This is a genomic window from Novosphingobium sp. (assembly GCF_027486195.1).
Taxonomy (GTDB): domain Bacteria; phylum Pseudomonadota; class Alphaproteobacteria; order Sphingomonadales; family Sphingomonadaceae; genus Novosphingobium.
The window spans coordinates 112,222-124,567 of the sequence record NZ_JAIXPP010000073.1; the positions used below are offsets into that span (position 1 = coordinate 112,222).

At 66.9% G+C, this 12,346-nt stretch carries 6 protein-coding genes; 2 read left to right on the forward strand and 4 right to left on the reverse strand.

The window, feature by feature from the left end; genetic code table 11:
* Window position 1 precedes the first annotated feature (1 nt).
* From Q0071_RS13960 to Q0071_RS13970, 3 genes are read right to left on the reverse strand one after another with little or no spacing between them, the layout of a single operon-like run.
* Complete coding sequence (locus Q0071_RS13960; RefSeq protein ID WP_298170507.1) at window positions 2-1,414, reverse strand: efflux transporter outer membrane subunit; 1,413 nt, start codon at window positions 1,412-1,414, stop codon at window positions 2-4.
* Window positions 1,411-4,602, reverse strand: coding sequence for a multidrug efflux RND transporter permease subunit (locus Q0071_RS13965; protein ID WP_298170510.1), 3,192 nt, complete (start codon window positions 4,600-4,602; stop codon window positions 1,411-1,413). Before Q0071_RS13965 ends, Q0071_RS13960 begins: the two co-directional genes overlap by 4 nt.
* Window positions 4,602-5,789, reverse strand: a complete 1,188-nt coding sequence (locus Q0071_RS13970; protein ID WP_298170513.1) for an efflux RND transporter periplasmic adaptor subunit — start codon at window positions 5,787-5,789, stop codon at window positions 4,602-4,604. Before Q0071_RS13970 ends, Q0071_RS13965 begins: the two co-directional genes overlap by 1 nt.
* A gap of 193 nt (window positions 5,790-5,982) precedes the next feature.
* On the opposite strand from Q0071_RS13970, the gene Q0071_RS13975 reads away from it, so the two are divergent.
* Both Q0071_RS13975 and Q0071_RS13980 read left to right on the forward strand, forming a co-directional pair.
* A complete protein-coding gene (locus Q0071_RS13975) occupies window positions 5,983-6,492 on the forward strand; it encodes a (2Fe-2S)-binding protein (protein WP_298170515.1) in 510 nt (169 codons plus the stop codon).
* A 17-nt stretch (window positions 6,493-6,509) separates the two neighbouring features.
* Window positions 6,510-8,699 (forward strand): molybdopterin cofactor-binding domain-containing protein, encoded by a 2,190-nt coding sequence (locus Q0071_RS13980; RefSeq protein ID WP_298170518.1) that lies wholly within the window; start codon window positions 6,510-6,512, stop codon window positions 8,697-8,699.
* 154 nt (window positions 8,700-8,853) lie between these two features.
* Here Q0071_RS13980 and Q0071_RS13985 read toward each other — a convergent pair whose 3' ends face one another.
* Window positions 8,854-12,255: a LamG-like jellyroll fold domain-containing protein gene (locus Q0071_RS13985; protein ID WP_298170521.1), complete on the reverse strand. Its 3,402-nt coding sequence runs from the start codon at window positions 12,253-12,255 to the stop codon at window positions 8,854-8,856.
* Window positions 12,256-12,346: the final 91 nt, after the last annotated feature.

The following is a 12,346-nucleotide window of genomic DNA, read 5'->3' on the forward strand; positions in this document are numbered from 1 at the left end:
ATCAGGGGGCGGTGCTTGCGGCCTGCCAGCCGCCGCCGAGGGCCTTGAACACGCTGATCTGGGCGTCGGCGCGGTCCGCTTCGGCCTGGGCGAGCGCGGCGCGGGTCTGGGCGCGCTGGCGTTCGGCGTCGAGGAGTTGCAGGAAGCTGTCCGCGCCGTAGTCGAAGCGGGTGCGCGAAAGGCGGGCGGCATCGCTGCTGGCGATCATTGCGCGGCGCAGCGCATCTTCGCGGGCTGTGGCCCCGCCGGCGCGGGCGAGGGCCTGTTCGGCTTCCTTGAGCGCGTTGAGAACAGCGGCGTCGAAGCGGGCGAGCGAGCCTTGCGCGGTCGCTTCGCTCTGCCGGACGCGGGCGCGCGCGGCGCCGTTCAGCGGGAAGTTCCAGCTGATCAGCGGGCCGACGGAATAGCCGACCGAGCCTGAATTGCCGAGATTGCTGAAGCGCGTGGCGCCGAGCGAGACGCTGCCGAGCAAGCTGATCGAGGGATAGAGCGCGGCGGTGGCGACGCCGATGCGCGCGGTATCGGCGGCCAGCGTGCGTTCGGCCTGGCGCACATCCGGGCGGCGCGCGAGGAGGGCCTGACCATCGCCGACGGGGAGCGGTTCGCTCGCTGCGGGCACGGTGCGGCACTTGGCCGCCGCGCTGCCCAGGATCGCGGCGGGGGGATCGCCGGTGAGGACTGCGAGCGCATAAAGTGCGGAACGGCGCTCGGCTTCGAACACGGGCACCTGCGCGCGGGCCTGCTCGACAAGGACGGTGGCCTGATCGACTTCGCTGCGCTTGCCTCTGCCGGCGGAAAGGCGGCGTTCGGTGAGTTCGAGCGTGCGGGCCTGAAGCGCCTCGGTCTCGCGCGCGACGTCGGCCTGTTCGCCGAAACCGCAGGCCGACGCATAGGCGCGCGCCGTTTCAGCGGCGACGGCAACGCGCGCGGCATCGACGGCAGCCTGCGCGGAAGCCGCATCGGCGCGCGCGGCTTCGATCGAACGGCTCACCCCGCCGAAGAGATCGGCTTCGTAGGACGCATCGAAGCCTACCGTGAAGAAATCGTTGGTGATCGCGCGGCCGAAGGCGGGGATGACCTGGCGGCTATGGCTGTATTGCGCGCTGGTGGTCGAGGTGGGCAGGCGCGCGGCCCCCGCTTCGGAGAGCGCTGCGCGGGCGCGCTGGAGATTGGCGGCGGCGACGCGCAGATCGGTGTTCTTTGCCAGCGCCTGCGTGACGAGCCGGTCGAGCTCCGGATCCTTGAACAACTGCCACCACTGGTCCGGCAGCGGCGAGGGCGTGACCGTGCCGTTTTCGAGCGCTTCGGTGAGGCGCACTTGTTCCGGCGGCAGCGCGGCGGGGCGCTTGTAGTCTGGCCCCACGGCGCAGGCAGCAACGAGAAGCGCAGGGATCAGCGCGGCGAGACGCTTCATGCCTCGCTCTCCGGAGCGGCTGGAAGCTCGTCAACTGGCTTGGGCTTGCGGCGCAGCATGGCGCCGACCCGTTCGCCGAAATTGCGGCTGATGATGTAGAACGACGGCGTGAAGAGGAGGCCGAAGCCGGTCACCCCGATCATCCCGAAGAACACCGCGATGCCGAGTGCCTGGCGCATTTCCGCGCCGGGGCCTGTGGCGATGACAAGCGGCAGGGTGCCGAGGATGAAGGCGATCGAGGTCATCAGGATCGGGCGCAGGCGCTGGTGCGCGGCGCGTTCGGCGGCGGCGCGGGCCTCAAGACCATCATCCTCGCCCTGCCGCGCGAATTCGACGATGAGGATCGCGTTCTTGGCGGCGAGGCCGATCAGCACGACGAGGCCGATCTGGGTGAGGATGTTGTTGTCACGCCCCATCAGGCCGACGCCGACGATGGCAGCGAGCAGGCACATCGGCACGATCAGGATCACCGCCAGCGGCAGCACGAGGCTTTCATACTGCGCGGCGAGCAGGAGGAACACAAAGATCACCGCGAGGCCGAAGACGAGGCTGCCGGTGTTGCCCGCCTGCTGCTGCTGGAAGGCAAGTTCGGTCCATTCATAGGTGAACCCGGCGGGCAAGTTGGCCTTAGCTAGCTTGTCCATGGTGGTGAGCGACTGGCCCGAGGAGAAGCCGCGCGTGGTATCGCCCTGCAATTCGGCGGCGGGATAGAGGTTGAACCGCACGACGCGGTAGGGGCCGCTATCGTTCTTGAGCGTCATTACCGCAGCGAGCGGCACCATCGTGCCCGAGGCCGAGCGGGTCTTGAGCCGCAGGATATCGCCGATATCGTCGCGGTAGGGCGCGTCTGCCTCCGCCGTCACGCGGAAGGTGCGGCCGAGGAAGTTGAAGTCGTTGACGTAAGTGCTGCCCAGATAAGTGCCGAGCGTGGAGAACACGCGCTCGACCGGCACGCCGATCTGCTCGGCGCGCTCGCGGTCGATGTCTGCCTTGAGGCGCGGGGTCTTGGTGTTGAAGGTGGTGAAGACCGAATTGAGCCCGGGTTCCTGATTGGCGGCCATCATCATCTTGAAGGCGGCACCTTCGAGCGCGGCGTAGCCTGCGCCCGAGCGGTCCTCGATCATCATCTTGAAGCCGCCGCCGGTGCCGATGCCGCGCACCGGGGGCGGCGGGACGACGAGAACATTGCCCGCGGTGATCGCGCCATAGGCCTTGCGCAGTTCGTTCGCGACCTGATCCGACGAGGCGGTGCGGTGGTCGAAATCCTTGAGCGTGATAAAGATCGCGCCTGCGTTCGGCGCGGTGGTGAAGGTCGCGCCGTCGAAGCCGGCAAACGCGATGGTGGTCTTCACCGCCGGATTTTCGCGCGCGATCTTGGCGGCCGCTTGTACGATCTCGTCGGTGCGCTGGAGCGAGGCACCCGGCGGCAGCTGGACGACGCCGATCAGGTAGCTCTGGTCCTGCGCGGGGATGAATCCGGTCGGCGTTGCATAGAAGCGCCAGCCGGCGATGGCGAGGAGCAGCACATAGGCGATGCCGATCATGCCAAGCGCGCGCACCAGCCGCGCGGTCAGCTTGCCGTAGCGCACCGACAGGCGTTCGAAGCCGTTGTTGAAGCCGCGAGCAAAGCGAACCGGCAGGCCGCGCCAGCCTGCCGGGGGTGCGGTTTCCTCGTGGCTCTTGGGCTTGAGGATCAGCGCGGCGAGCGCCGGCGAAAGGGTGAGCGAGACGAACGCGGAAATCGCGGTGGCGCTGACGATGGTGAGCGCAAACTGCTTGTAGAACGCGCCCGAGATGCCGGGGATGAAGGCGGTGGGGATGAACACGCCGCACAGCACCAGCGCAATGGCGATGAGGGCGCCGGAAACCTCGTCCATCGTCTTGTGCGCGGCGGCGCGGGGGGCGAGGCCTTCTTCCATCAGGCGCTCGATGTTCTCGACCACGACGATGGCGTCGTCGACGACGATGCCGATGGCGAGAACGAGGCCGAACAGCGAGAGGTTGTTGAGCGAAAAGCCGAAGGCGGCCATCGCTGCGAAGCTGCCGACCAGCGAGACCGGGATCGCGATGATCGGGATGATCGAGGCGCGCCAGCTCTGCAGGAACACCAGCACGACCAGCGCGACGAGCACGATCGCCTCGAACAGTGTTTCCTCCACTGCGGCGATCGAGGCGCTGATGTATTCGGTCGGGTGGTAGGGAATGGAGTAGATCAGGCCGGGCGGGAAGGCCTTCGACAGCGCTTCCATTTCCGCCTCGACCGCAGCGGCTGTCTTGAGCGCGTTGGAGCCGGGGAGCTGGGTGACGGCGACGCCGATCGACGGGTAGTTGTCGCGATAGGCGTTGGTGCCGTAATCCTGCGCGCCGAGCTCGATGCGGGCGATATCACTCAGGCGGGTAAGGCGGCCATCATCAGAGCGCTTGATGATGATATCGCCGAACTCTTCGGTCGTTGTGAGGCGTCCGGTGGTCTGGATGCCGAGCTGGAAGGCGGTGCCGCCCTGGTTGAAGGGCGGCTGGCCGACCGAGCCGGCGGCGACCTGCGCGTTCTGGGCGCGGATCGCGGCGATGATCTCGTCCACCGTGAGATTGCGGCTGGCGGCGGCATCGGGATCGATCCACACGCGCATGTTGTAATCGCGCCCGCCGATGATGCGCACGCCGCCCACGCCGGGCACGCGGCTCAGCCGGTCGACCACCTGCAGGGTTGCATAGTTGGCGACATATTGCTGGCTGAGCGACTTGTCCGGCGAATAGAGGTTCATCACCATGAGCAGGTCGGGCGAGTTCTTGCGCACCGTCACGCCGATCTGGCGGACTTCCTCGGGCAGGCGTGGCTCTGCCGTGGCGACGCGGTTCTGCACCAGCACCTGCGCCTGATCGACATTGGTGCCAGCCTTGAAGGTGACGGTGATCGAGACATTGCCGTCGCCCGTGGAGGACGACTGCATGTAGATCATGTTCTCGACGCCGTTGATCGATTCCTCGAGCGGGGCGGCGATGGTTTCGGCCAGGGTTTCGGCGGTTGCGCCGGGGTAGTTGGCCGAGACGACGACGGTGGGCGGGGCGATTTCCGGATACTGGCCGACAGGCAGCGAGGGATAGGCGATCGCCCCGATGATGACGATCAGGATCGACAGCACCGCCGCGAAGATCGGCCGGTCGATAAAGAAATGCGGCAGGCGCATTACTTGGCCGTTGCCTCGGCCGCAGCAGGTGCCTTGATGGCATTGGAAGCAGGCGAATCCGCCGCCGCGCGGGGCTTCAGCGGGATGACCTTGGCATCGACGTCCATGCCCGGCTGGAGCCGCGCGAGGCCATCGAGAATGACCTTCTCGCTGGGCGCCAGGCCTGTCTTGATCACGCGCAGGCCTTCGACGAGCGGGCCGGTTTCGACGTTGCGCTGGACGGTCTTGCCATCCTTGCCGACGACATAGACGAAGCGGCGGGTCTGGTCGGTTACGATGGATTCATCGGGCACCAGCAGCGCGCTGTAGGTGCCCGAACCAAGCAGGCGGGCGCGGCCGAACATGCCGGGGACGAGGAAGCCGGTGGGATTGTCGACTTCGGCAAAGGCGCGGATCGTGCCCGAATTGCGGTCGATCGCGTTGTCGACGAACTTCATCAACCCGTGCCAGCGATAGTTCGTTTCATCCGCAAGCTTGATGTCGACCGGATTGGGGGCATAGCGCGAGGATTCGCGCTCGCCCGATTGGGCCTGGCGTACATATTTGAGGTAGAAGGTTTCCGCGCCTTCGAACGCGAAGCGGATCGGATTGACGGTGACGACGCGGGTCAGCACCGTCTGCCCGGCGGCAACGTAGGTGCCGATCGAAACGCGCTTGTCCGAGATGCGGCCGCTGATCGGCGAGCGGATCGTGGTGAAGGACAGATCGAGCGACTTCGCCTCAAGGTTGGCGCGGGCCGCCCCGGCTGCGGCCACGGCGCTGCGCAGATTGGCTTCCTTGGTCTCGAACTCCTCGCGGCTGATCGCCTGCGCATCGACGAGTTTCTGCGCGCGGGCCAGCTCGGTGCGGGCATTGGTGACGAGCGCCTGCGCCTTGGCGAGATCGGCGCGGGCCTGCTGCGCGGCGGCGCGATAGGGGCGCGGATCGATCGTGAAGAGCACCTGGCCCTTGGACACCTCAACGCCTTCGCGGAAGTTCACGCTATCGACCGCGCCGGAGATACGCGGACGGATCTCCACATCCTGGACCGCCTCGAACCGGCCTACATAGTCATCCCAGTCCACGACCTGACGCTTGAGCGGCACGGCAACCGAGACATGGGGCTTGGGCGGCGGAGGCGGGGCTGAGGGGGAGCAGGCGGCGAGCGCCGCAGTTGCGAAAAGCGGGGGGAGGATGATTCGGCGCACGCCTTCAAAGTATGGGCATGCCGGTTACAGCGCAACCGTTGCTGCGGTGCAGTGAGGGCCCCCCAGCGGTTGGAGCAATTCCGACATACTTGGGGAGGGGCCGTGTTGCCAGTGGCGCAGGCTGAAATCCGTTGCTAAAAGCGACCTATTGCGACACGCAACGCAGTGATTGCTTCCAGGGGAGTGGTAAATCGTGGCTATCGAGGCAAAGGTTAACGGAAAGCCGGTCAGCTTCGCGGTCGAGCCGGATACGCCGCTGCTTTGGGCCATCCGCGAGGAGCTGGGGATGACCGGCACCAAGTTCGGGTGCGGGATCGCAGCCTGCGGTGCATGCAGCGTGCATGTTGACGGCGAAATCACCCGATCGTGCAGCGTGCCCGTAAGCGATGTGGCCGGAAAATCGATTACCACGATCGAGGGCCTCTCCGGGGCAGAGGGCACGTTGACGGCCTTGCAGCAGGCGTGGACCGCGCATCAGGTGCCGCAGTGCGGGTACTGCCAATCGGGCCAGATCATGGCAGCGGCCGCGCTGCTGGCGAAGACGCCCAAGCCCACCGACGCCGATATCGATGCGGCGATGACCAATATCTGCCGCTGCGGGACCTATCCCCGCATCCGCGCGGCGATCCACGATGTGGCCGGCACGGCAGCGGCTCCGGCCCCTGCTGCCACGCCCGCGACCACCCCCGCAACCCCCGCCTGAGGAGCAAGCACATGGGCATGATCCGCAGAACATTCCTGATTGGCGGCGCGGCACTGGTTGGCGGCGGCATCTTCGCAGTCCAGTATGGCGACAGCTCGGCCAAGTCGCAGGCCGCCAAGCTGACCGACGGCACTGGTGGACACAATTTCGGCACCTGGCTGCGCATCGGCGAGGACGACACCGTCACCATCTATTCGCCGCACACCGATATCGGGCAGGGCTCGAACACCGGCCTTGCGCAGATGCTGGCCGAGGAGCTGGATGCTGATTGGAGCAAGCTCTCGGTCGTCTCGGCACCGGCGGAAGCGGCTTTTGCCAATGCCGTGCTGGGCAAGGGCTTCCTTTCCGAAATGAGCGGCTATCCCGGCATCATCGGCGCGATGCCGATGTCGCTGCTGGGCATGGTCGCGCGCCAGCTCAACCTGCAGATCACCGGCGGCTCTTCGGCGCTGCGCTTCACCGGGCAGCAGGGGCTGCGCGTGCTCGGCGCGGGCACGCGTCAGGCGCTGATCGAGACGGCAGCGGGGCGCATGGGCGTTCCGGCTGGCGAGCTGACGACGGCGGACGGCAAGGTGCTCCACGCCAAGTCCGGCAAGTCGCTGCGTTATGGCGAACTGGCGGCGGAGGCGGCGACGCGGAGTCTTTCCACCAAGGTGGCGCTGAAGGACCCCAAAGACTTCAAGCACATGGGCAAGTCGGTCCCGCGCTTCGACATTCCGGCCAAGGTCAACGGCACCGCGCAATACGGCATGGACGTGGTGAAGCCCGGCATGCGGGTGGCGACGGTCATCGCCGCGCCGGTGCGCGGCGGCAAGCTGCTCTCGGTCGATCCGGCACCGGCCATGGCGGTTGGCGGCGTCGAGAAGGTGATCAGCCTTGAAAGCGCCGTCGTGGTGGTTGCCAAGGGCTACTGGCAGGCGCTGAAAGGCGCCCGCGCGCTGGCGCCCAAGTTCAGCGACGGCGGCAACGGGCTCATCACCACGGCCACGATCTTCGCCGAGCAGGACAAGCTGCGCGCCGAGGGCAAGCCGACCAAGACCGCAGGCGAAGGCGATGTCGATGCCGCGCTCAAGGCTGACGGCGTGAAACTGCTCGATGCCGACTACAAGATGCCCTTCCTCCACCACGCGATGATGGAGCCCTTTGCGCTGACGGCGCACTACAGGGACGGGCACCTCGATCTGTGGGGCGGGATGCAGGACCCGCTGGGCGCAAAGGCGGCAGCGGCCACCGCGGCGGGCCTCGGCGCGGACAAGGTGACGTTCCATCCTATGCTGATCGGTGGCAGTTTCGGCCGCCGTCTGCCGATGTACATGGAGATCGTCGATCAGGTGGCGCGGGTTGCCATGCAGGTGCCGTTCCCGGTCAAGCTGATCTGGTCGCGCGAGGAGGAAGTGTCGCAAGGCGCATACCGTCCGCAAAGCTCGGCGAAGCTGACTGCAGCGCTCGGGGCCGATGGCAGGATCACGGCGTGGCGCAACGATTTCGCCCAGCCAGAGGATGGCCTGCGCGAAGTGCCGTTCTTCTATGATGTGCCGGCTGTGGCGCGGCGGCACTTTAAGCAGGTCTCGAACCAGACCGTCGGCGCATGGCGTTCGGTCAACGCCACGCAGCACGGTTTCACGACCGAGAGCTTCATGGACGAGCTTGCGCATCTGGCGGGCGCCGATCCGGTGGAATTCCGCCTCAAGCACTTGAAGCCCGGGCGGCATCGGACGGTGCTGGAGGAAGTGGCCAAGCGCAGCGGCTGGGGTTCCCCGCTCGAACCGGGCCGCGCACGCGGTGTGGCGGTGGTCGAATGCTTCAACACGATCGTCGGCCAGGTGATCGAGGCCTCGCTGGCCGAGGACGGCACACCCAAGGTGCACAAGGCCTTTGCCGTGGTCGATTGCGGCACGGTGGTGAACCCGGTGGCGGCCGAAGGGCAGATCCTTGGCGGGCTGGTGATGGGGCTTTCGTCCGGCATCGGTGAGGCGATCACCGTCGACAAGGGCGCGGTGCAACAGAGCAACTTCAGCGACTATGAAGTGCTCAAGCTGGCCAATGCGCCGACGGTCGACGTGCACTTCATCAGCAGCGGCGCGGAAATGGGCGGGATCGGCGAGCCGGGCCTGCCACCCGCAACGCCAGCGCTGGCCAACGCGCTGTTTGCGCTGACGGGCAAGCGCGTGCGCAGTCTGCCGATCAGGGATCAGGCGAAGGCTTGAGGGGACGGTTAGCGGGACCCCGGCGCAAGTCCGGGTGTGCCGCTCCCTCCGTTCGTCATTCCCGCGAAGGCGGGAATCCAGGGCGGTTGGCGCTATGGTATGCCGCTCTGGATTCCCGCCTTCGCGGGAATGACGAGGGTGGGGAGGTTGTCCCTCACGGCGCGATTTTCACCTTGCGATCGGGCGTGTTCCAGCCTCGGATCGCAATGCTGGCGGGCTTGGCGCTGGCTGGCACCCGCACTGTGATCATGCGTGCTTCGCCGGGCATCAGCGAAACGTAGTTGTCCTCGAAATAGGCGGGCAGAACGCGCGCCCCGGACTTGTCGAGGACGGTGAGCTTGATCGCGAGCGCGGGGGTCTTGCCGGTGTTGGCGAGGGTGAGCATCAGCGGTCGGTCGGCGCCTTGCTGCTGGCCCGACTGCGCTTTCATGCTGATGGCGGCAGCGGGCATTGAGCCGAGTTCGCGATAGGCGGACGGATCGCGCCCCCGCCAGTAGAGGTTGCGGCTGAGGACGGCGCCCTTCGCATCGATCAGTTCGAGCGCGACGAGGACCATGCCGCCCTTGTCCATCAGCGGGGCAAGATCGACCGTGCCTGCGGGTGTGGCGGCGTTGGCGGGCGCCGCAAGTGTCTGCTCTTTCTGCAGCAAGGTGCGGCCCGCTAGATCGGTGACGCGCACTTTGGCAGTGAGGTCCGGCAGATCGCCTCGCGTGGTATTGATCACCATGAGCTGGTTGTCCGGCAGATTGATCTGCACATGCACCGGCTCGGCCCCGGCGCGGGCGCCGTAGTAAGCAGCGTGGGTGTCCATATCTGAGCTGTAGAGCTGCCAGGCGTTTGACGGCCACGAGGGGTGCGTCATCCAGAACAGGCGGCCGGAGTTCTTCGTCCAGAGGTGGCCGACGAAGCCCTCCATCATCGCCTTGTGCGTTTCGAGGTTCATCATCTGCGCCTTGCGCTCGAAGTCGGCGAGGCTGGTTGCTGGGCCGAACATCTGGGCCAGCGTATCCATGAACGTGCGCGTGTCGCCGTTCCCGCTGAAGTGCCAGTCGTGGTAGGCCATCGTATCGCCGAGCGGCCAGCGGTCGGCGGCAGGGACGCTGGCCTCGATCGCTTCGCGCGTGGCGAGCGACGGCGTGCCGGTCTCGACCGAGAAGCCTGAGGCGAGATCGGTGAAATAGCCTTGGGGCGGGCGGTAATTGTAGGGGCCGGAGCCCTGCAGGTTCACGACGTTGGACGAGCCGGTGTACCAGCGCGTGCCATCGAGCTTCGTGACCAGCGCATCGAGGCCTTCGTTGAGCGCGGGGTAGGGCACGCCCTCGTTGCGGCCGAACCAGACCACGATGCTCGGGTGATTGCGATAGCGCGCGATGGTGTCTGCCGCGTTGGCGAGGAAGAGCTGGGGGTCCTCGGGCTCGATCTGGAAATCCTGCGTGGACTGCCAGAAGTCGTTGAGGATCATCATGCCGTTCTCGTCGGCTAGGTCGTAGAACGCAGGCTCGGTGTTGTTGCCCATCCAGTTGCGGATCACGTTCATGTGGGCCTCCCGCTCAAGACGGAAATAGGGTTCGAGTTCGGCGCGGCCGAAGCGCTTCATCGCATCGTCCATGCCCCAGCTGCCACCGCGCACGGCGATGCGGACGCCGTTGACGCGCAAGGTGAGGTGCGGGAGCGCGATGGAGGGCGGGACGGGGCGGACTGCGGGGGACTTTTCCCCCGCTGGCGTCAGGCTTTGCGCCCAGCCTAGCGGGGTTTGCTTGATGGCGGCGTGACGGACGTCGATCAGCGGGAGTTCGCCGGGTTTGGCATCGGTGGGATCGACTTCGACGCGGTTCAGGCGGCCATCGCTGCCGAACAGCGAGAGTTCGTAGCTGATTTCGCGGATGCCGAAGCGAAGGGTTCGGGTGTCTGACGGCGCGCTGTTGGCGGCGGCGCTGATGGACAGACTGTAGAGTGCGGGATCGCCGTAGCCGTTGGGCCACCACAGGCGCGGGTTCGCGATGTGAAGTGCGGGGTCGGTCCGGGGCGAGAAGGTGACGGTGGTTTCGCCGGGGGCGGCGGTGAGCGCGCGAGTGAGAGTGATCTCGCCGATTTTGGCGGTGACGGTGAGCGGGACGGACTGGCTGGCCGTGTTGGTGAGGGGCACCGTGATCGTGATGTCTGCGCTATCGGTGCGCGGCAAGGGCAGGTCGGTGATGACATGGGGATCGCCGAGGCGCACCGGGCCGGTGGCTTCCAGCGTGACGCCCTGCCAGAGGCCGGTGTTGCGATCGCGGATGCCAGGGATCCAGTCCCAGCCTTCGGTGGCGACAAACGTCGGCCCGTCGATGGCGAGCTGGCCACCGTTTTCACCGACGCCGCCTTTGACGGACTGTTCATGCGGAATGCCGGGGTGCGGCGGGGGGCTGACGCGCACTGCGACGACGTTTTCGCCTACTGCGGGCGTGAAGGTAAAACGGCCGCGGGAGAACGCGCCTTTGGTTGAGCCTTGCCGCGCGCCGTTGATCCAGACTTCCGCGGCGTAGTTGATGCCGTCGAAGCGCAGGGCGAGGGCCTTGCCAGCGGCTTCCGCAGGGACCGTGAAGCTGGTGCGATACCAGTAGTCCTGCCGGGCGAGGCTTTCGGGAATCGCGAGGTTGTTGAGGCCGTAATAGGGGTCAGGATAGATCCCGCGGTCGACCATGGTGGCGAGAACAGTGCCGGGGACGCGGGCGGCGAGCCAATTGGCGGTATCGACGCCTTGGCGGGACAGGGCGGCACCGTCAGCCGGGCCGAGATCGGGGGCGGGGATCAGTTTCCAGCCATTGACCTGCCACTGGCTTGGGGCGGTGGGGGCGAGTGCGGGCAGGGGTGTGATGGGCACGGCGCGCGGGGCGCCGGGCGGCGTCTTGGCATGTGGGAGCAGCCAGGGGTCCTGCTGCTCGGTGAGGCCGATATTGGCCTTGCGCTGGAACGGCCAGCCGACCCCGACATCGCGGAACTGGATGGTGGCGAAATCCGGACGGGCGGCGAAAAGCGCGGCGGGATCGCCGAGCGCGTCATCGATTTGCGCGGCGGCGAGTGCTCCGGCGAAGTGCGGCTTGCCGGGCAGCGGCGGGGCAATGGCGATGCGGGGATCGGCGGCGGGGCTGGCGGCGGTTTGCTGGCCAGCGGGTTTGCCGTCGATGAAGAGGCGTGCCGTCTTGCCGTCATAAGTGGCAGTGAGCTGGCTCCAGCGTCCAGCGGGGAGGGGGGCGGCGGCGGCCAGCAGGGTTTGGTCCAGCCGCAGGGCCGGGCGGCCATCGACGAGGACGAGGGCGCGGCGGCCCTGCTCGATCAGGGTGACTTCGCCGGGCTGGATGCGGCTGGGCTGAACCCATGCGGACAGCGTGAAGGCGGCGCCCGCTGCGAGGATCGGGCTGGCAGCGGGGAGTTCGCGCTCGATCCCGATGCCGCCTTCGAGGATGCGGACATTGTAGGGGCCGCCGTTGTCAGGCACTTCGGCGCAGAGCGGCGTTGCGTTGAGGACGCTCGCTGCAAGGAGGAGCGGCGCCAGATGGCGCTGGGATCTCGGCATGGTATGTCTCTCTCCCCGTACCCGAGCGTTCTTGCCCGGACATCTGACAACGCAATCAATTTAGCACGTCATCCATAAATTAAAATGCATA

What these genes read in the sequence shown, in the direction of transcription:
- Q0071_RS13960 (WP_298170507.1), bottom strand. Translation starts at nt 1,414, where the DNA reads ATGAAGCGTCTCGCCGCGCTGATCCCTGCGCTTCTCGTTGCTGCCTGC.
- Q0071_RS13965 (WP_298170510.1), bottom strand. Translation starts at nt 4,602, where the DNA reads ATGCGCCTGCCGCATTTCTTTATCGACCGGCCGATCTTCGCGGCGGTG.
- Q0071_RS13980 (WP_298170518.1), top strand. Translation starts at nt 6,510, where the DNA reads ATGATCCGCAGAACATTCCTGATTGGCGGCGCGGCACTGGTTGGCGGC.
- Q0071_RS13985 (WP_298170521.1), bottom strand. Translation starts at nt 12,255, where the DNA reads ATGCCGAGATCCCAGCGCCATCTGGCGCCGCTCCTCCTTGCAGCGAGC.